Below are 19,024 nucleotides of genomic sequence, written 5' to 3'. Positions count from 1 at the left end.
GCCGAGCGCAAGCGTCTCAGGAGGTTGGTGGGCGGGAGAATCATGTTGGTTTGTCCCGGCAGCCAGGGCGCTGGCGGGGGCGGGCGGAGCCCGAGGGAAACAAACGGGCTGGGTGGGTGGGAGAACCACGCCACGCCCGGATCACGCCTTAGTAAGGAGCTGAAGAAGGTTGGACGGCTCCCCCCACGGCCAATGGCGGAGGACCTCCTCGATTTCGGGCAAGGCAGGGAGAGGGTCGCCCGTGGGGAGGGATTCCACGTAACAGGCGGCGTCGAGGAGGGCGAGGGCCAGGCGGGCGTTGTGGCCCTCGTCGCGGGGGTCGACGCGGTCGAGGCGGCGGCGGGCCTGGGTGCGGAGGTGGTCGGCCAGCGTCTCGGTGGTGATCATGATTTCTCCTCGGGACTCGGTGAAACCCCGCCGTCATGGCGTACAGTCACCGATCTTGCACTTTGGGTCACGACATCATCACTCAAGGTAACCAGTGATCGTGCGATCTTCGGCGTATTGGTAGCCCCCAGAAAGGCCAATGAAATCGCCGTAAGGGAACATTAGGGTCATGACTGGTGCGTTCGATGACCTGCTAGCCGCCAACGCCACGTTCGCGAGCACCTTCGCCGGCTCCCAGCTGACCGGCCGGGCCGCCCGTGGCCTGGCGGTCGTGACCTGCATGGACTCCAGAATCGACCCGCTAGGGCTACTCGGCCTCGAACCCGGCGACGCCAAGATCCTGCGGAACGCGGGCGCCCGGGTCACCGACGACGTGCTACGCACGCTGGTGCTGGCCGTATTCCTGCTCGGCGTCACCCGAGTGCTGGTGATGCCGCACACCGACTGCGGGATGGCGAAGGCCACCGACGAGGACGTGCACGCGCTGGCCCGGGCGCACGACATCGACACCCGCAGCCTGGAGTTCCAGACCGTCCCGGATCAGGACGCGGCGCTACGCCACGACCTGACGCGGATCAAGGCCAGCCCGTTCCTGATCGAGGAACTCGCCATCGGCGGCGCGATCTACGACGTGCACACGGGCAAACTGCAGCCGGTCGAACTGCCCTAGCGCCGATCAGGCGTCGATGTGGTCGCGGTCGACCTCGGCCGCGCTGCTCACGATGAACTCGCGGCGGGGCGCCACGTCACTGCCCATCAGCAGGTCGAAGATGCGCTCCCCGGCCTCGACATCCTCGATCCTGACCCGCCGCAGCACTCGATGGCGCGGATCCATGGTCGTCTCGGCCAGCTGGTCGGCGTCCATCTCGCCCAGACCCTTGTAGCGCTGCGGCGGCTCCTTCCAGCGCTTGCCCTTCTTCCGCAGCCCTTCAAGCACCTTGTGCAACTCCGCGTCGGAGTAGCAGTAGACGTATTTCTCCTGCCCCCGCCCCGGATTGGTCAGCTCGACCCGATGCAGCGGCGGCACGGCCGCGAACACCCGCCCAGACTCCACCATCGGCCGCATATACCGATGGAACAGGGTCAGCAGAAGGCACCGGATGTGCGCGCCGTCCACATCGGCGTCGGCCATCAGGATGACCTTGCCATAGCGGGCCGCGTCCAGATCGAAGGACCGGCCGGAGCCCGCGCCGACCACCTGGATGATCGCGGCACATTCGGCGTTCTTGAGCATGTCGCTCACCGACGCCTTCTGCACGTTGAGGATCTTCCCCCGGATCGGCAGCAGCGCCTGGAACTCCGAATCCCGGGCCAGCTTGGCCGTGCCGAGCGCCGAGTCTCCCTCGACGATGAACAGCTCGCTGCGGTCCACGTCGTCGCTGCGGCAGTCGACCAGCTTGGCCGGCAGCGCGGAGTTCTCCAGCACGCTCTTGCGCCGCTGGTTGTCCCGGTGTTCCCGGGCCGCGATCCGCGCCTTGGCCGCCGCGACGACCTTCTCCAGCACCGACCGCATGGCCTGCTTCTGCGCCCGCTTCGGGGTGGCGAACAGCTCCTTCAGCTCACGCGAGACCACATGCGAGACGATCCTGGTCGCCGCCGAGGTGCCGAGCACCTCCTTGGTCTGCCCCTCGAACTGCGGCTCCGGCACCCGCACGGTCACCACAGCCGTCAGACCTTCGAGGATGTCCTCCTTGGTGACCGGATCATCCCCGTTCTTGAGCAGCCGCGTCTCCCGCAACTGCTCATTCACCGTACGCACCAGAGCCCGGTCGAACCCGGTCACATGGGTGCCGCCCTTGGGGGTGGCGATCACGTTCACGAACGACCGCACGGTCGTGTCATAGCCCTTGCCCCAGCGCACCGCGACGTCCACGGTCAGCTCGCGCTCGACGTCGGTGGGCGTCATGTGCCCCTGCTCGTCGAGCACCGGCACGGTCTCCCGGAAGTGCCCGACGCCCTGCAGGCGTAACACCTCGCACAACGCCTCGTCCCTGGCCAGGAACTCGGTGAACTCGGAGATCCCGCCGTCGAAGTGGAAGGTCTCCTCGGTCACCTCCTCGGTCCGGCTGTCGCGCACCATCAGCGTCAGCCCGGGCACCAGGAAGGCGGTCTGCCGCAGCCGCACGTGGATCTCGTCCAGCGACACCTCGGCCTCGGGCAGGAAGATCTGGTGGTCCACCCACCAGCGCACCCGGGTCCCGGTGATCTTCTTGGTCAGGCGCCCGCCATCCCGCAGGCCCGACTTCTTCCGGAATTTCGCGGTCGGCCCGTCGCCCTCGAACACCCCGGGCACGCCGCGGCGGAAGCTGATCTCGTGCACCCGCCCGTCCCGGTCGACCTCGACGTCCAGCCGCGACGACAGCGCGTTCACCACGGAAGCGCCGACCCCGTGCAGACCGCCAGAGGCGCCGTAGGACCCGCCGCCGAACTTCCCACCGGCGTGCAGCTTCGTATAGACGAGTTCGACCCCGGCCAGACCGCTCTTGGGCTCCACGTCCACCGGAATGCCGCGACCGTTGTCGCGGACCTCGATGGAGCCGTCCGCATACAGCTCGACCTCGATGCGGGAGCAGAACCCGGCCAGCGCCTCGTCCACCCCGTTGTCCACGATCTCCCAGAGGCAGTGCATGAGCCCCCGGCTGTCCGTGGACCCGATGTACATACCCGGACGCTTGCGGACGGCCTCAAGCCCTTCCAGCACCGACAGGTGACGAGCTGTGTAACCCGTCTCCGCTACCGTCACACCAGCTCCCACGCTCACGAGTCGAACACGCGTACGCAGCTTAGCGTGCGTCACGATTTCCCGACTACATAGCTTGCCAGGGATCCCGGCATGCACGTTACCTCGCGTGTGATCCGCATCACTTTTCGGAACATTCCGCTCTCGGCGTAGCCAGGGGGTGATTGGGAACGCCCTCATCGGGTTAGATGTTGTCCCAAGTGACTGTGACGCCAACATCCCCGCTCAGACGGGGTGACCCGAAAGGCGATACGTGACTGGAGCTCTCGCCCCCGCTAAGCCGCTGACCGCTCTGGACCGGTGTGACCGGTGTGGCGCTCAGGCCTACATTCGCGCGACGCTGCAGGTTGGTGCGGAACTTCTGTTCTGCGCCCACCATGGGCGTCAGCACGTGGCCGTCCTGCGCGACAAAGGTGCCGAGATCCAGGACGAGTCAGCACGACTCTCTGAAACCCCCGCGACGGCGATGGCCGACGAACGTTGATCATACGCAACGGCGCGACCGGGTTCACACCCGATCGCGCCGTTGTCCATATCTTTATGGGGCCACGCGATAGTGGTACCGGCCTGAGATGACGAATCCGGCTTGCTCATACATGGCCCGCGCTGCGGCGTTGGCCATGGTGACGGCCAGATAGGCGCGCCGGGCACCGTTCTCGTGTCCCCATCCGAGCAATCCATGGAGTACGGCCGTCCCGTTGCCCTTACGGCGCGCGGACGGCCGTACCGCCATGCAGTAGATCCCGAGCCAGTCGCCCTGGAGCACGCCCCTTCCGACGGCGTCGGGTCCGGCGGAGGCGTACCCGGCCGGAACTCCGGTCATGATGCGCCGCCCCCAGTCCCGGGCGTCGGGGATGCCCGGATGGCGGCCGCCGTCCACCTCCCACCAGGTGCTCAGCCACTCCTCCGAAGGAGTGTCCGCGATCTCCGCTCCCGGCAACGGCGAGATCTCCGCTGTCATGATCAGCGTCGGGTCGACCAACTGGTAGCCGCGCGCCTCCAGTTCGGCGTCCAGGCCCTCCTCCGCCCCGGGACCGATAGAGAAGACGCTGGGCCGCCCGAGGCCGCGATAGAAGCGCTCAGCGTCGTCCACGCGGCTCCAGGCGCCCGTCCCGCCGAGCGGGAGGACGGAATTGGCCCGTTTTGTCACCCCGCCCGCGTAGCGATAGATCCAGGAACCGGCGGAAGTCTGCTCAGGCGCGGGCCAAGCCTCATGGACCAGCCGATCGAAGATCTGATCTTCTAAGGTACCCATTCCGGGACTCTAGCCCCTCCGGCCTGCGGGTTCCCTGGCGATAGGGTGAGCGCGTGCTGATCCTGCTGCCGCCCTCCGAGGGCAAGTCCGCCGCCAAGCGCGGGGCCGCGCTGGACCTGGCGGGCCTCAGCTTCCCCGAGCTGACCTGCCACCGCGAGAAGGTGCTCGACGCGCTCGTGCAGCTCTGCCACACCCCGGCGGCCCAGCAGGTTCTCGACCTGACCGACGGGCTGGCCGGAGAGATCACCAGGAACCGCGGCCTGCGGACGGCGCCCACACTGGCGGCGGGAAAGCTCTATTCGGGGGTGCTCTACGACCATCTGGGGCTGGCGAGCCTGCCACCCGGTGCCCGGCGCAGGGCCACGCAGCGCATCGTGATCATGTCAGGTCTGTGGGGGGCGCTCCGGCTGACCGACCGCGTCCCGCCGTACCGGCTCTCGATGGGGGTACGGCTGCCGCCGATAGGCGGGCTCGCCGCGTACTGGCGACCGGCCCTCAGCCCCGTCCTGGACGCGGAGCTCGGCCTGATCGTGGACCTGCGCTCGGCGACGTACGGCGCGGCGTGGAAACCCCGGCGCGACGCCAAGCAGCGCGTGATCGCGGTCCGGGTGCTGCAGGAGGCGAACGGGAAACGCACGGTGGTCAGCCACATGGCGAAAGCGACGCGCGGTGCGGTCGCGCGTTCGCTGGTCGAGAACACCAAAGCTCCGGCCACGCCGGAGCAACTCGCCCACCTGCTGGCCGGACTCGGCTACCGCGCCGAACTCGCGCCTGGACGCCTCGACATCGTCATCAATTCGTGATCACGTTCAGCTTGCCGCAGGCCCGCTGGAACTGGCTCTCCGGATCCCCGAGATGGGACCAGGGCACCCGGCTGTAGCGCCCGCTGGTCCGGACCAGGTGACCCCGCGCGGGCCGCCGGAGATCGGCGACGTAGAAAGCCGCCCCGAAGGCGTTGTGCGCCTCGATTGAACGCGGGTGCGGGGGCCCGATCCGGCGTTCCGACCACTGGCCGGCCGCCGACACGATCTCCCGCTGCACATCGAAGGAAAACCAGCCGCCCCTGGACATCGGCGTGCGTTCCCCGGCGACATTCTCGAAATGCGCCAGCGGCAGCAGCGCCGGCAGCGGGCTGCCCTCCGGCGCCCGGGACGCGGTGGTCCTGGCGAATTCGAACATCTCCTGCGCGGTGCCGCCCCAGCCCGGGGAAAGCGTGACCAGCCTCGCCACATTCGCCGAATACAGCGTCGGCCACCGCCGCGCGCATTCGAACCACACCGAATCCTTATCGGCCCTGGGCCGCTCAAGCCCCAGCGCCAGCCACAACATCGACTCCCACGGCACCGGATCGTTCGGCGCGAGCCCCGCCGCGGTCAGCAACGGCTGCCTGGCCTGCTCCATCGCCGCGTGATAGGCCTCCAGCCGGTGCGCCTGCACCGCCCTCGCCTTCACCTCCGGTTTTATCTCCCAGGCTTCCTCTATTCTCGTGCGGCCCAGCCACAGCCACAGATCGGCGTTGGTCTGGTCTCTGACGATCAGGCTCTCGATGCCCTTGCTCATCCCCACGGCCGCGCGGGCGAGCGCCTCCACCCGGAGCGCCCGGACTTCGGGATCACCCCGGGTCGCCGCAAGCGCGGGCAGGCCCGCTTCGAGATTTCGACGATGGACGGCGGTTACCGTCTCATCCAGCATGATGTCCGCCCAAGGGCGGTCCGGGATCACTCGTGGCCCCCGAGCACGTGCCCGATCCACTTCGATAACTCCCACGGGGCGGAGCCTAGGCCCTCCCCGTGCTGCTGGCGCTAAAACCGTGTTACGCACACGTTAACGGCCCCACTTTCGCCAAATGGAAAAGTGAGGCCGTAAAACGCTTTGCCCAGGTAATTCCTGTTTAGTCCAGATAGTCCCGGAGGACCTGGGACCGCGACGGGTGGCGGAGCTTCGACATGGTCTTGGACTCGATCTGGCGGATCCGCTCCCGGGTCACGCCGTAGACCTTGCCGATCTCGTCCAGTGTCTTCGGCTGGCCGTCGGTGAGGCCGAACCGCATGGACACGACGCCGGCCTCGCGCTCGGACAAGGTGTCCAGAACGCTGTGCAGCTGCTCCTGGAGCAGCGTGAAGCTGACGGCGTCGGCCGGGACGATGGCCTCGGAGTCCTCGATCAGGTCGCCGAACTCGCTGTCGCCCTCCTCGCCGAGGGGGGTGTGCAGGGAGATCGGCTCGCGACCGTACTTCTGGACTTCGATGACCTTCTCGGGGGTCATGTCCAGCTCGCGGGCCAGCTCCTCCGGCGTGGGCTCGCGGCCCAGGTCCTGCAGCATCTGCCGCTGGACGCGGGCCAGCTTGTTGATCACTTCGACCATGTGGACCGGGATGCGGATGGTCCGCGCCTGGTCGGCCATGGCCCGGGTGATCGCCTGCCGGATCCACCAGGTGGCATACGTCGAGAACTTGTAGCCCTTGGTGTAGTCGAACTTCTCCACGGCGCGGATCAGGCCGAGGTTGCCCTCCTGGATCAGGTCCAGGAACAGCATGCCGCGCCCGGTGTAGCGCTTGGCCAGCGAGACCACCAGGCGGAGGTTGGCCTCCAGCAGGTGGTTCTTGGCCCGGCGGCCGTCCTCGGCGATCCACTCCAGCTCGGCGCGGACGTCCACCGGCAGCTGCTCGCCGTCGGTGCCGAGCTGCTCCTCGGCGAACAGGCCGGCTTCGATGCGCTTGGCGAGCTCGACCTCCTGCTCGGCGTTGAGCAGCGGGACCTTGCCGATCTGCTTGAGGTAGTCCTTGACCGGGTCGGCGGTGGCGCCCGCCGCGGCCACCTGGGCCACGGGCGCGTCGTCATCGTCGTCGGTGAGGATCAGCACCTCTTCCTCGACCTTGGCGACGGCCTCCGGCTTGGGCTCCTCCTCGACCTCCGCGTCGGCGTCGGTCTCCGCCTCTACCTCGACCTCGATCTCGACATCCTCGATGTCGAAGTCCTCGATCTCGACATCCTCGATCTCGATGTCGTCCTCGTCCTCGGACAGGTCGGCCGACTTGGGCTTGGGCTCGGCCTTGGGAGCCCCCGCCTTGGGCGCCCCCGGCGCCGTCGGCTTCGGCGGGCCGGGCTTCGGCGGGCCGGGCTTCGGCACGGCGGCGGTCTCGGTCTTCGGCTTGGCCGGAACCGGCTTCTTGGCCGGGACGGCCTTCTTACCCACCGGCTTCTTCGCCGCCGACGGAGCGTCGGACACCGGATCGTTCACCACTGCGGTGACGGTCTCCGGGTGCGACTCCTTGGCGGCGGCGGCCTTGGTGGTCTTCTTGACGGGCGCGGCCTTGGCGCGGCTCTTCGCCGGGCCCTTGGCCTTCTTGGGCGCTGCGGAGTCCTCAGCCGTGAGCCTCACGATGATGCCCTCTTTGCTGAGGCTGCGCAGGATACCGGCGACTTGCGGCAGCGGGATATCCGCTTCCTCGACGGCCCGGCGGACATCCTCAGATTCGAGGAAACCCTGCGAGCGCCCACGCTCGAGGAGCTGCTGAATCACTGGCTCGTTCAGCTCCGACGGCTTCGAGCGAGTCGAACTTGCAGGCGACACGAACACCTCTCGAACGAACGCATGGCGAGAATGGACCCAGGTGGTTGCTTCTTTTCCGATGGCGTGGCCGCGCGGACCGCGACATGCCATTCTCGCACGCCACGACTGCCCGTACGGCCACCTCCGGCCGGTTGCTCTCCACCCTAGGCCGACCGAGACAGTAGTGCGTACGGAAGTCGGTCACCGATACCCGAAAGCAACCGTTATGACTGTTTCATTCAGTCACTCTTCGTGGCTGCGGGAACGTGGACCGCGAGCACCGTCACGTCGTCATCCTGCTCATACCCGGACAACATCCTGTCCACCAGGAAATCCAGCAACATATGCGGACTTGTCACAACTTCTTCGGGAGCTTCGGCCACGACGGCCGCCAACTCCCTGAGTCCGGCGTCGAGTCCGCGCTTGCGGTTCTCCACCAGACCGTCGGAGTAGAGCACCGCCGTGTGCCCGGGCGGCACCGCGAAGCGGAACTGTTTGCGGCTCGTCGCCCAGCCCAGCGGCGTGCCGGGCTCGGTTTCGTAAAGGATCGCCGTGCCCTGCGGGGAGACCAGCAGGGGCGGCGGGTGACCGGCCAGCGCCAGCGTGCCCTCCCCGGTGCCGGGCTCGACCACCATGTAGGCCAGGGTGGTGACCTGCTCTTCCTCCTCGGTGGCCTCGAACACCCGGTCCAGGCCGGTGAGGACCGCCGCGGGCGGCGGGTTGGTCAGCGCCAGGGCGCGCATCGCGTTGCGGATCCGGCCCATTCCGGCCGCCGCCTTGACGCCCTTGCCCATGACGTCGCCGACCACCGCCGCGACCCGCCCGTCCTGCAGGACGAACGCGTCATACCAGTCGCCGCCGACCTGCACGTGCCGCGAACCCGACCGGAAACGCTGGGCCAGCACCAGGCCGCGCACCACCGGCAGCCGGTCCGGCAGCAGGCTGCGCTGGAGCGTTTCGGCGGTCTTGTGCTCCCGCTCGAACAGGGTGGCCCGCTCCACGGCGAGCGCGCACTGCCCGGCCAGCGCCTCCAGGAAGACGCCGTCCTCCTGGGAGATCTTCTGCGGCCGGGTAAAGGAGAACCGCAGCGCGCCGAGGGCCCGCCCGGCGGCCAGCAGCGGCAGGCCCACCCAGGCCCGCTCCTCGGTGTGCGAGAGGAACCCGTTGATCTGGGCCGCCTCGCCGCCGGCGTCGGTGAGCTGGGTGCGCAGGCTGTCCGGCGACTCGGCGAAGACCGGGCGGCGGCTGTTCACCGCCATGGTCATCACGCTGGATCTGGACAGCAGGATGTCCTCGCCCGGCGCGCTCGGCACGTCCGGGATGCCGCCGCTGTTGATCACTTTCAGGCTGGCGCGTTCCTGATCGAGCAGGGCCACCGCCGAGTGGTCGGCGGCCAGCGCCGTACGCCCCACGTCGATGATGACCTGGACGACCTGCTCCACGGTCAGCGCCTCGGCCAGCATGGCCGTGGCGCCCTGGAGGCGGGCGGTGCGCAGCGCCGCGGCGCCGAGCTGGTCGGTGAGGCGGCCGCGCATCTCCTCGGCCTCGCGCTGCGGCGTGACGTCGGAGTTGGCGCCGACCCACTCCACCACCCGGCCGTGCCGGATGATCGGGACGGCCCTGACCTCGAAGTGCCGGTAGCCGCTGGCCCGGGTGCGGACCCGGTAGCTCCACTCGAACATGGTCCGGCCGCGCAGCGCCTCCCGCCAGGCCTCCTCGGCGGCCGGGCGGTCGTCGGGATGGACCGCGTCCAGCCAGCCGTGCGCGAGGTATTCCTCCAGGCCCTGGCCGGTGATGGCGCGCCACTGCGGCGCGTCCTCGATCACGGCGCCGCTGGGCGAGGTGATCCAGACCAGCTGCTGCTGGGATTCCACCAGGGAGCGGTAGCGCTCCTCGCTGCGGCGCAGGTCCTCCTCGGTGAGCTGGCGCTCGGTCACGTCCACGCCGAACAGGGCGGCGCCCAGCGGCGCGCCCTCCTCATCGCGCATGGGGAAGAAGGCGACGGTCCAGTGCCGGGTGTCGCCGTTCTCCGCGCGGGTCCTGAGCCGCTGGTCGGTGACCGGGAGCCCCTCCTCCGCGATCCTGCGCAGCGCGGAGTCGATCAACGTGGCCAGATCCGCCGACAGAAGATCAGCGGGAATACGATCAATATGCCGCTCGACAGGGTGCCCGGTCAGTTCGGTAAAGGTTGAGTTGACACGGACGAACCGACCAGACGGGTCGAAAAACGCGAAGGCGAACGGCGCCTCCGACATAAGGCCTTGAAAGAGGCCAGAGTCTGAGATGTCCAAACCCGACTCCCGGGGACGGGGCACGGAGGTTTCGGCGCTCATGGTCGGCACCTCCGTCGCGTGCCAGGGTCTCCCACGAGGCACATCTCCATAACTGTGTTGAGTAGCGCAGGTCTGCCCTACATCATCGGCGATGGGCATGCGCGGACGGAAGCCCCGCCCGGCATGCGGTCAACGCATCCTGTCAAAAAAGCGCCACCTCGCGCAGCAAGATCTGACGGCTTACCCGCACGACTACTTGGCAGCTCGCTTCGCTTCCTGCTTCGCCTCGCGCACTTTCGCCAGGCTGTCGGGGTCGACCACGTCGGCCACCGACCGGTGCACCCCCTCCTCACCGTACGGCCCGGCCGCCTCGCGCCAGCCCCGGGGACGGACCCCGAGCTGCTTGCCCAGTAAAGCCAGGAAGATCTGTGCCTTCTGTTTGCCGAACCCGGGCAGCGCCAGCAGGCGGCGCAACAGCTCGGCGCCGTCGTCGACATCGGTCCAGATCCCGTCGGCGGAGCCATCGTAGTGCTCGACCAGATAGGCCGCCAGCAGTTGGATGCGACCGGCCATCGCGCGGGGATAACGGTGCACCGCGGGCTTGGCGGCCAGCAGGGCCTCGAACTCCGGCGGATCATAGGAGGCGATCGCGGCCGCGTCCAGGTCGCGGCCCATCCGCGCCTCGATCGTGTACGGCCCCGCGAACGCCCACTCCATCGGAACCTGCTGGTCAAGCAGCATGCCGAGGAGCAACGCCAGCGGGCTGCGGCCGAGCAGCGCGTCGGCGTCCGGCTGCTGGGCGAGCTGGATGCGCATGGGTCCAGCTTCGCACGCGGCGGCCCGCCGGGGAGCGAGGACGGCCGATCGTGGGGAAAGATCACCCTTAATCCGGTCAGAACCAGACCACAATGAGGCTTGACACCAGCGCGGAAAGTTATGGAATGAGAGACGCACGACCCCCCATATCAATGAGAAAGTTGTGATCTGGACAGCCGCGGTCCTGCGGCTGGCCGCGGGACGGGTTTCTCGTTGATGACAGTGCCCGTGCGAAGTTTCGGACATCTTCGGAAATCGAGCGCCTGTCGGCCATAGAGCCCCAACCAGCGAGGAGCGCATCCATCCATGCCTGTTCTCGCCCCACACAGCCCCAATAATCCCAGCAGTCCCGACATTCCCGGCAAAACCGATATTTCCGGCGTTTCGGGTGGATCAGGGCAGCAGCTGACGCAGCCGGTCAGCGCCGTGCTCGCGGCCGAATTCACCGCCGTGCCCCGCCCGACCGTGGAGCGATGTGTCGCGGATGTACTGGCTTGTGCGGAACACCTTGGAGTTGAGGTAACAACAGCTATTATCGAACGGATCGCTCGCGAGCACCTCCTCGCGATGATCAACTCTGCCCCGCCGAGCAGCAGATAACGGGGTAGTCACCAGCCCGCGTTCCGGATGCCGTTTCGCGCCATAATGCGAGAAGGTAGAGGCGTGAGTGAGCGGAACGAGCGAGCCGACTGGAACGGCAGTCGTGACGCGGGGAACGACGGGCGGACCGAGGAGCCCGCGTGAGTCGAAGACGGCGACGAGATCCCCGTGAGAATCCGCCCGACGACGTTTTCGCGGAGATGCTGCTGGCGGCGCGCGAACTGCTCGCCGTAAGGAGCCCGCTGGACGCCGAGCTCATGGTGTCCGACATGCTGGGCGCCTGGTGGGGGAAACGCCTGCGCGGCGGCGACGTCGAGCAGATCCTCGGCGAGGGATTGGTCGACTACGCCGCCAAGGCGGGCAGCCCGGCCGCGCTCACCCTGCTGATCTCGGTGGCCTACCTGGGCACCGCGCGCCAGGCGGCCAAGGCCGAGGGCGCGGCGCTGGCGCTGATGGAGTCCGACGTGGCCAGGCCGGGCTGGGCCGAGCGGGTCGGCGCGGTCAAACCCGCGGGCTGCTTCGTCTCGCGCGACATCTACGGCGACCAGGACACCGTGGTGTGCACGTTCGCGTACAACGGCGAGGACACCCACGCGCTGGTGATGGTCGTGGACTACAACATGCGCGGGATGGCCAGGGACGCCTGGGTGTCCACCCAGGTCGACAAGCTGCTGGAGCAGGCGGGCCTGGAGGCGGCCGGCAATCCGATGCTGCGCTTCGAGGAGATCGAACCGCAGCAGGCCCGGGCGCTGCTGGAGTTCGCGATGAAGGCGACCAAGGAGGCGTACGACCGGAAGGCTCCCAAACTGGTCAGCGACAGTTACAGTGCCTACCACGCGTTCGCCCGGTCCCGGATCAAGGCGTTACCGCCCGGCCGCAAGCGCCCGGCGCCGCCGCACAGCGAGGCCCCCTACACCCGGGAGCGGCGGGCCATGCTGGCCGCCGAGTTCCTCAGCTCGGACGCGGCCGAGAACCTGTCCGACCCGTCGGCGGCCTCCCGCTGCGCCGACCACATCATCGACTACGGCTGCGACCAGGACTTCGGCCGGCCGCGGCGGGTCAGCCCGACCAAGTGCGAGACGTTCCTGCTCGACTGGCTGCCGCGCAAGGTCATGCTGAGCCCCGCCGAGCAGGACGCGATGCCGCACGTGTTGTCCGCCTGGGTGCGGTTCGCCGGTTACCGCATCGGCTTGTCCGAACACGCGGTACGGGCGACGCTCGACGCGGTCTGGGAGGCCACCGGCCGTTTCACCGAGGCCTACCGCGACCCCACCACCTTCGGGCTGGATCGTTCGCTGGTCGAACGCCTGCTCCCGGACGGCGACCTGTCGGCGCTGGCCCGCCGGGCGTTCGTGTTCCCGATGTTGCAGGGCAAACACGGCGACATCGACCTGGACGCGCTGAACCCCGCCGACGAGGCCGACCGCCGGATCCTGCTGGAGATCGACCACGCGAGCGAGTTCGACCGGCCGGACTTCGCCGAGCACCTCGCCTGGCACCAGGAGATCGCCGGCCGACTCTGGAACGGCGACCCGCCGCAGATGTGGGAGGCGGCCCAGCGCCTGATCGACCTCGGCCACGACCGCCACGACGTCCTGCACGTCCTCATCGAGATCGCCGAGCGCATCGGCGACCATCCCGACGAGCTCGCCGCCGCCCTGGACGACATCGCGGACATCCCGGACGAGCCTCCGGCCTGACGTAACATCACCGTACGGGGTGCAAAGCCTGGGGAGTTCCTGAGGGCGACAAGCTTCCGCGGCGGGCATGATGTGACGATGATCGATCTCAACGCCGACCTCGGCGAAGGGTTCGGCGTCTGGAAACTCGGCGACGACGCGGCCCTCCTGTCCGTCGTGACCAGCGCGAACGTCGCCTGCGGCTTTCACGCCGGCGATCCGGTCACGATCCGCGCCACGTGCGTGGCCGCGGTGGCCCGGGGGGTCGCCATCGGCGCCCAGGTCTCCTATCGCGACCTGGCCGGGTTCGGCCGACGTGACATGGACGTGCCGCCGGACGAGCTGCGCGCCGAGATCCTCTACCAGGTGGCCGCCGTCGACGGCATCGCCAGGGCGGTCGGCGGGCGGGTCACCTACGTCAAGCCCCACGGCGCGCTCTACAACCGCGCCGTCCACGACGAGCGGCAGGCCGAAGCCCTGCTGGCCGCCGTCGCCGAATACCCGGCGCCCGCGCCGCTGCCCGTGCTCACCCTTCCCAACTCGGTCATCCTCGACATCGCTCCTCGTTACGAGGTCCCGACGGTCACGGAATTCTTCGCCGATCGCACCTACACCCCGTCCGGCACGCTGACCTCCCGGCGCGAGCCCGGCTCGGTTCTCCATGACCCCGCCGAAGTGGCCGCTCGCGCGGTGCGCATGGCCACGTCCGGCACCGTCGTGACCACTGACGGCGGAGAACTCGCCATGCGGGCGCGCTCCATCTGCGTGCACGGCGACACTCCCGGCGCGGTGGCCCTCGCCCAGGGCGTGCGAAGCGCGCTGACCGACGCCGGGATCGAGATCGGGCCCTTCGCATGACCGGCGCGATGCGGCGGGTCGGGGAGGACGCGTTGCTGGTGGAGACGGGCTCACTGGCGGAATCGCACCGGCTGGACGCCGTACTGCGAGGCCGAGGGCTCGCGGCGGTGGAAGAGATCGTCCCAGGCCCGGAGAGTGTGCTTGTCGTGGCTTCTGGCGGCAGTTTTAGGGAGATTTGGGAGCAAATTGAAGAGGCGCTCTCGGAGCGGGGCGCGCGGGGCCAGGCCGGTGTGCCCGGACCGGCCGAGGTGGTCGTCGAAGTCGAGTACGACGGGGTGGATTTAGAGGTGGTCGCGGGGTTAACGGGTTTGCGGGTGAACGAGGTGATCGCACGGCACTGCGGCTCGTCGTTCGTGGTGGGGTGGCTGGGGTTCGCGCCAGGGTTCGCGTATCTGGTGGGGCTTGATCCGGCTTTGGAGGTACCTCGGCTGGAGGTTCCGCGCACATCGGTCCCGGCGGGGTCGGTGGCGATCGCGGGAGGTTATTCGGCGATATATCCGGCCGCATCACCAGGCGGGTGGCGACTGCTGGGCCGCACCCGGATGCGAGTCTGGGACGAACACGCCGACCCACCGTCGTTGTTGCGACCGGGAACGCGGGTACGGATGGTTCCGGCGTGATCGAAGTCCTAGGGCCGAAGCCCATACGCCGCCATTCAGGATCTAGAGCAGCCGGGAACGCGGGCATGGACGGTATCGGCATGATCGAAGTTGGGGAATCAGGGCCATACGCGATCGTTCAGGATCTGGGGCGGCCAGGGATGCCGGCATGGACGGTTCCGGCGTGATCGAAGTTGTGGAGCCGGGGCCTTACGCCACCGTTCAGGATCTGGGGCGGCCGGGATATGCGCATCTGGGGGTGCCCCGATCGGGGGCGGCGGATTCGCGTAGTGCGGCGCTGGCGAACCGGCTGGTCGGGAATCCGGAGTCCGCCGCGGTGATCGAGCTCACCTACGGAGGGGCGGTCCTCCGGTTCGCTCAGGGCGTCTGGGTCGCCGTCACCGGTGCGGTCTGTCCCGTCGAGGTTGAGGGACGGACGGTGGGGATGTCGGGGCCGGTCTGGGTGTCCGCCAATGCTGAGCTCAGGATTGGGATGCCTTCTTGTGGTTTGCGTACCTATGTGGCGGTCAGGGGTGGGATCACCGTGGAACCCGTTCTGGGGAGCCGTTCCACGGATTCGCTTTCGGGGTTGGGGCCCCGGCCGCTGCAGCGGGGAACGGTTCTCCCGGTGGGTAGCACCGGCGCGACGTTGTCGGTCGATCTCGCTCCGGTCGCGCCGTTCGCCCGGCAGCCGGTCGTTGGGGTGATCAGAGGGCCGCGGGACGACTGGTTCACCCCGGATGCCCTCCGTGACCTGTGTGCCGAACCCTACGAGGTGACCTCGGAGAGCAACCGGGTCGGGCTTCGCCTGTCCGGCCGCCCCCTGACCCGGAGCCGCCAGGGGGAACTGCCGAGCGAGGGCATGGTGTCGGGCGCGATCCAGGTCCCCCCGAACGGCCAGCCGATCGTCTTCCTGGCCGACCATCCGCCGACGGGCGGCTATCCGGTCATCGGGGTCGTCCGGCGCTCGGACCTGCCGGCCGTTGCCCAGTGCCGCCCCGGGACCCGGATCCTCTTCCGCCTCACCGGGGTTCAGGAATGGCCGCCGACGAAGCCGATGTCCGCGTAGTCCAGATCCCGGAAGCCCCTTGCCCCGACGTTGGCCAGGTTGGCGCGCACGGCCACGTTCTGCGGGCGTTGGTAGAGGGTGAGCACGTTGACCTTCTGCCAGACCAGGAGATCGGCGGCGTTCAGGTGCGCCCTGGCCCGGACGGGATCGAGTTCGGCCGCCGCCTGGCGCAGCGCGGTATCGATCTCACGACTGCCGCTACGGCCCAGGTTGGCGTTCCACACGATGTCGTCCCCAGGCCCGGTGACCCCATTCGCGTACGTCCCATAAGCCGACGTAACCGGAAATGGCGTGCCAACGTATGAGAAGGGCGCGATGTCATAGTTGCCGGGGATGACGTATTTGGTGAAGAAGTCGCCGCTCGGGACTGTTTGCAGGGTGACCCGTACGCCCAGCGGCCGCAGCATCGCCTGGACGAGCTCCCCCTCGGACTTCGCCAGCTGCAGCCCGGACGGAATGACGAACCGGATCGCGAGCTCCCTGCCGTTGCGGGCCCTGGTCGCGCCGGTCATCTTCCAGCCCGCCTCGTCGAGCAGCCGGGACGCCCGCGCCGGATCCAGCTTGCCGAGACTGCCCGCGTTCGGCTGGTATCCCTCCTGACTGTTCATCAGGAAGTGGTTGTCCAGCAGCGTCGCCGGCCAGTTAAGCCCCTGCAGGTCGGACTGCGCGATCACCCTGCGGTCCACGCTGAGCGCGATCGCCTGCCGGACCCGCACGTCGGACAGCATCGGACTCTCCCCATTGAAGGTGAGATGCCGGAAATCGGGCGCGGCAGCTTGGCGTACGACACCGCCCTGGGTGCTCCTGGCGCGCGCGTAGTCGGGCGCCGAGGGCCCGATGTCGAACACGTCGAGTTCCCCGTTGGCGAAGGCCCCGATCCGCGCGTCGGATTCCAGCCCTCGGAAGATGATCTTGTCGAGCTTGGCCCGATCGCCCCACCAGGCATTGTCCCTGGCGATCGTGACCGTCTTCGCGGTGTGGTCGAAGGCGGCGAACTTGAACGGACCGGCCGTCACCGGGATCCTGCTGGTCCAGGCGCTGTTGAACGCCTCCGGCGTGGCGTTGGCCGAGGCCGGATAGAGCGGGGAGAACAGCGACCGCCAGTCCCCGAAGGGCCGCGCGAAAGTCACGACCACCTCATAGGCGTTCTTGCCTTTCGCGACACCGGTGATGTCCTGATATCCAGTGACAGTGGCCACCCGATAGGCGGTGTTGACCCCCCGCAGTGCCTGCCACTGCGCGACATAATCGGCATACGTGATCGGCTTCCCATCCGACCACTTCGCCGCCGGATTCAGCGTGTACGTGACGACCTGCCGCGGCGTGGTGGCCGTGACCTCAGCCGAGATCACATAGTCCCGGTCGACCCGGATGTTCGCCCGCTCATCCGACCGGAACGCATGCGGCAGCAACGCGTCCATCACGGTCTTCACGTCCGCGTGGTTCCCGTCGATATGGTGCTGGTTCCACTGCACCGGATACTCCGTCAACCCCCACCGCAGCGTCCCGCCGTCACTCACCCGATCCCGAGCGACCAGATTGATGTCGTACGCCTTGAGCGCGCCCCCCGCCCGCATCGTCGCGTTCGGCGGCCCTCCGCAGGCCGTCACCACCAGCAGCAGCCCCGGCATCAGCCCTGGTAGCACTGCCCCGATCCATCGTGCTTTCAACGTGTTCCTCCAGAAGGGTGGTGGCAGGCGGCCCCATCCGCCCCGCCAAGCTCGGGCTCCTCGCTCACGCACCGGGATCCCAGCGCGCCGGACAGCCCCGCGTACACGGGACAGCGACTCCGGAACCGGCAGCCGCCCGGCCCTCCGACCGGACCTCCGACCGCCGCCCCGACCGGCCCTCCAGCCGACCGTCTGACCGGCCCACCGGCCGGCCCTCTGACCGGACCTCCAGTCAGCCCTCGGACCGGCCCACCGGTTGGCCCTCCAGCCGACCCTTCAGCCGACCCTCCAGCCGGACCTCGGACCGGCCGGAGCGGATCATCTCCGGGCGGATCTCCGCTGAGCGGCACACGCGACCGGGCTCGTTCCCGCGCCGGATCAGGCAGCGGCACCGCCGCCAGCAAGGCCCGCGTATACGGATGCCGAGGCTCCGCGAAGATCCGCTCGACCGGCCCGATCTCCACAATCCGCCCCGAATACATCACCGCGACCCGATCGGCGATCCTCCGCACAACTGCCAGATCATGCGCGACAAACAGGTACGAAATCCCCAGCCGCACCTTCAACTCCGCCAGCAACTCGATGATCTCCGCCCGGATCGACACATCCAGCGCCGACACAGGCTCATCGAGCACCAGCAACCGCGGCGCCAGCGCCAGCGCCCGGGCGATGGCGATCCGCTGCCGCTGCCCTCCGGAAAAGTCATGCGGATAACGCGCGGCATGCCCGGCGTCCAATCCCACCAGCCGCAGCAACTCCGCCACCCGCCCAATCGGCAACCCATGCGTGCGCAGCGGCTCGGCGACAATGTCATGCACCGTCATCCGCGGATCCAACGACGCCATCGGATCCTGAAACACCACCTGCACATCCCGCCGAAGCGCCAGCCGCTCCCGCCCCGTCAACTCCGCCGTATCCCGCCCCAACACCACGACCCGCCCCCCTTGCGGCGGCCCCAGCGCAAGCAACTCCATCAACAACGTCGTCTTCCCACACCCCGACTCCCCCACCAGCCCCAACGTCTCCCCCGCCCGCAAATCAAAACTGACCCCATCCACCACCGCCACCCCCCGCCCATACCGCTTGACCAGCCCTTCCACCTCCAACACCAGCTCCCCCGACCGCTCAGCCGCTCCTGGAGCAAACACACCCTGACCGGGTTCGAAGGGCTGAACAGCCTGAACAAGCCACCCAGGACCACCAGGCTGAACAGGTCGCGGGGAACCACTGGCCTGGACAGGCTGAACAAGTCGCGGAAGGCCACCTGGCTGAGCGGCATGCCGAGGCTGGAACCGACTGAGGCCGGCGGACTGCGGGGCGTAATCCCCGGCGCGATCCTCCATCTGAACGGCGCGGTCGAGACCCCCCTGCGCCTGGACCTCGTCGTCATCATCGCGGCCATCTCGGAAGCCATCTCCACGATGGCAGTCGGACTGAGCGAACGGCTGCGGACGAGCGTGGCGTCCGGCGTGCTGGGAATGGTCGGAGCGCTCGGGACGCTCGGGACGCTCGGAGCGCTCGGGGC

General features: G+C 68.5%; 17 protein-coding genes and 1 pseudogene. 9 read left to right on the top strand and 9 right to left on the bottom strand.

Annotated features, from left to right (window positions below; all coding sequences use genetic code 11):
* Nucleotides 1-141: 141 nt before the first annotated feature.
* Entirely contained in the window at nt 142-387 is a 246-nt protein-coding gene (locus Aple_RS33525) for a hypothetical protein (RefSeq protein ID WP_155348735.1), read from the bottom strand.
* A gap of 169 nt (nt 388-556) precedes the next feature.
* Between Aple_RS33525 and Aple_RS33520 the strand changes: the two genes are divergently transcribed.
* Entirely contained in the window at nt 557-1,057 is a 501-nt protein-coding gene (locus tag Aple_RS33520) for a beta-class carbonic anhydrase (protein ID WP_155348734.1), read from the top strand.
* 6 nt (nt 1,058-1,063) lie between these two features.
* Here Aple_RS33520 and Aple_RS33515 read toward each other — a convergent pair whose 3' ends face one another.
* Nucleotides 1,064-3,130, bottom strand: a complete 2,067-nt coding sequence (locus tag Aple_RS33515) for a DNA gyrase/topoisomerase IV subunit B (RefSeq protein ID WP_218038617.1) — start codon at nt 3,128-3,130, stop codon at nt 1,064-1,066.
* 250 nt (nt 3,131-3,380) lie between these two features.
* On the opposite strand from Aple_RS33515, the gene Aple_RS54900 reads away from it, so the two are divergent.
* A complete protein-coding gene (locus Aple_RS54900; RefSeq protein ID WP_155338533.1) occupies nt 3,381-3,611 on the top strand; it encodes a DUF7455 domain-containing protein in 231 nt (76 codons plus the stop codon).
* A 54-nt stretch (nt 3,612-3,665) separates the two neighbouring features.
* On the opposite strand, the gene Aple_RS33505 is transcribed toward Aple_RS54900, so the two are convergent.
* Nucleotides 3,666-4,382: a GNAT family N-acetyltransferase gene (locus Aple_RS33505; RefSeq protein ID WP_155348732.1), complete on the bottom strand. Its 717-nt coding sequence runs from the start codon at nt 4,380-4,382 to the stop codon at nt 3,666-3,668.
* 53 nt (nt 4,383-4,435) lie between these two features.
* Between Aple_RS33505 and Aple_RS33500 the strand changes: the two genes are divergently transcribed.
* Nucleotides 4,436-5,185 carry a YaaA family protein gene (locus tag Aple_RS33500; protein WP_155348731.1) on the top strand — a complete coding sequence of 250 codons (750 nt, stop codon included), beginning with the start codon at nt 4,436-4,438 and terminating at the stop codon, nt 5,183-5,185.
* On the opposite strand, the gene Aple_RS33495 is transcribed toward Aple_RS33500, so the two are convergent.
* From Aple_RS33495 to Aple_RS33480, 4 genes are all read right to left on the bottom strand, one after another.
* A complete protein-coding gene (locus Aple_RS33495; RefSeq protein WP_246264960.1) occupies nt 5,175-6,074 on the bottom strand; it encodes a hypothetical protein in 900 nt (299 codons plus the stop codon). The genes Aple_RS33500 and Aple_RS33495 overlap by 11 nt on opposite strands.
* Before the next feature lie 199 nt (nt 6,075-6,273).
* A complete protein-coding gene (locus tag Aple_RS33490) occupies nt 6,274-7,956 on the bottom strand; it encodes an RNA polymerase sigma factor (protein WP_155348729.1) in 1,683 nt (560 codons plus the stop codon).
* A 218-nt stretch (nt 7,957-8,174) separates the two neighbouring features.
* On the bottom strand, nt 8,175-10,268 hold the full coding sequence (locus tag Aple_RS33485; protein ID WP_155348728.1) for a SpoIIE family protein phosphatase: 2,094 nt from the start codon (nt 10,266-10,268) through the stop codon (nt 8,175-8,177).
* A gap of 192 nt (nt 10,269-10,460) precedes the next feature.
* Nucleotides 10,461-11,024, bottom strand: a complete 564-nt coding sequence (locus Aple_RS33480; RefSeq protein ID WP_155348727.1) for an HhH-GPD-type base excision DNA repair protein — start codon at nt 11,022-11,024, stop codon at nt 10,461-10,463.
* Between the two features lie 306 nt (nt 11,025-11,330).
* Between Aple_RS33480 and Aple_RS33475 the strand changes: the two genes are divergently transcribed.
* The 5 genes from Aple_RS33475 to Aple_RS33455 all read left to right on the top strand — a co-directional run bounded on the left by Aple_RS33475 (nt 11,331) and on the right by Aple_RS33455 (nt 15,829).
* Nucleotides 11,331-11,624 carry a hypothetical protein gene (locus Aple_RS33475; RefSeq protein WP_308805529.1) on the top strand — a complete coding sequence of 98 codons (294 nt, stop codon included), beginning with the start codon at nt 11,331-11,333 and terminating at the stop codon, nt 11,622-11,624.
* Nucleotides 11,625-11,824: 200 nt separating this feature from the next.
* Complete coding sequence (locus Aple_RS33470) at nt 11,825-13,324, top strand: hypothetical protein (protein WP_155348746.1); 1,500 nt, start codon at nt 11,825-11,827, stop codon at nt 13,322-13,324.
* 78 nt (nt 13,325-13,402) lie between these two features.
* Complete coding sequence (locus Aple_RS33465) at nt 13,403-14,161, top strand: LamB/YcsF family protein (protein WP_155348726.1); 759 nt, start codon at nt 13,403-13,405, stop codon at nt 14,159-14,161.
* Complete coding sequence (locus tag Aple_RS33460; protein ID WP_155348725.1) at nt 14,158-14,781, top strand: 5-oxoprolinase subunit B family protein; 624 nt, start codon at nt 14,158-14,160, stop codon at nt 14,779-14,781. Before Aple_RS33465 ends, Aple_RS33460 begins: the two co-directional genes overlap by 4 nt.
* A gap of 148 nt (nt 14,782-14,929) precedes the next feature.
* Complete coding sequence (locus Aple_RS33455) at nt 14,930-15,829, top strand: 5-oxoprolinase subunit C family protein (RefSeq protein WP_174889910.1); 900 nt, start codon at nt 14,930-14,932, stop codon at nt 15,827-15,829.
* Here Aple_RS33455 and Aple_RS33450 read toward each other — a convergent pair.
* Nucleotides 15,793-17,499 carry an ABC transporter family substrate-binding protein gene (locus tag Aple_RS33450; protein ID WP_246264959.1) on the bottom strand — a complete coding sequence of 569 codons (1,707 nt, stop codon included), beginning with the start codon at nt 17,497-17,499 and terminating at the stop codon, nt 15,793-15,795. The two genes, Aple_RS33455 and Aple_RS33450, sit on opposite strands and share 37 nt — an antisense overlap.
* A gap of 314 nt (nt 17,500-17,813) precedes the next feature.
* Nucleotides 17,814-18,692: pseudogene (locus Aple_RS54895) on the bottom strand (oligopeptide/dipeptide ABC transporter ATP-binding protein); the annotation flags it as partial.
* An 84-nt stretch (nt 18,693-18,776) separates the two neighbouring features.
* Here Aple_RS54895 and Aple_RS54890 point away from each other — a divergent pair.
* The coding region (locus Aple_RS54890; protein WP_170321769.1) for a hypothetical protein at nt 18,777-19,024 on the top strand (248 nt) is incomplete at its 3' end.

Origin of the sequence: Acrocarpospora pleiomorpha (assembly GCF_009687885.1) — a bacterium.
Taxonomy (GTDB): Bacteria; Actinomycetota; Actinomycetes; order Streptosporangiales; family Streptosporangiaceae; genus Acrocarpospora; species Acrocarpospora pleiomorpha.
Note: the sequence above shows the minus strand (reverse complement) of the source record. Positions and strands in the feature narration are given on the sequence as shown.

What these genes read in the sequence shown, in the direction of transcription:
- Aple_RS33460 (WP_155348725.1), top strand. Translation starts at nt 14,158, where the DNA reads ATGACCGGCGCGATGCGGCGGGTCGGGGAGGACGCGTTGCTGGTGGAG.
- Aple_RS33480 (WP_155348727.1), bottom strand. Translation starts at nt 11,024, where the DNA reads ATGCGCATCCAGCTCGCCCAGCAGCCGGACGCCGACGCGCTGCTCGGC.
- Aple_RS33525 (WP_155348735.1), bottom strand. Translation starts at nt 387, where the DNA reads ATGATCACCACCGAGACGCTGGCCGACCACCTCCGCACCCAGGCCCGC.
- Aple_RS33485 (WP_155348728.1), bottom strand. Translation starts at nt 10,268, where the DNA reads ATGAGCGCCGAAACCTCCGTGCCCCGTCCCCGGGAGTCGGGTTTGGAC.
- Aple_RS33465 (WP_155348726.1), top strand. Translation starts at nt 13,403, where the DNA reads ATGATCGATCTCAACGCCGACCTCGGCGAAGGGTTCGGCGTCTGGAAA.
- Aple_RS33495 (WP_246264960.1), bottom strand. Translation starts at nt 6,074, where the DNA reads ATGCTGGATGAGACGGTAACCGCCGTCCATCGTCGAAATCTCGAAGCG.
- Aple_RS33455 (WP_174889910.1), top strand. Translation starts at nt 14,930, where the DNA reads ATGGACGGTTCCGGCGTGATCGAAGTTGTGGAGCCGGGGCCTTACGCC.
- Aple_RS33520 (WP_155348734.1), top strand. Translation starts at nt 557, where the DNA reads ATGACTGGTGCGTTCGATGACCTGCTAGCCGCCAACGCCACGTTCGCG.
- Aple_RS33475 (WP_308805529.1), top strand. Translation starts at nt 11,331, where the DNA reads ATGCCTGTTCTCGCCCCACACAGCCCCAATAATCCCAGCAGTCCCGAC.
- Aple_RS33470 (WP_155348746.1), top strand. Translation starts at nt 11,825, where the DNA reads ATGCTGCTGGCGGCGCGCGAACTGCTCGCCGTAAGGAGCCCGCTGGAC.
- Aple_RS33505 (WP_155348732.1), bottom strand. Translation starts at nt 4,382, where the DNA reads ATGGGTACCTTAGAAGATCAGATCTTCGATCGGCTGGTCCATGAGGCT.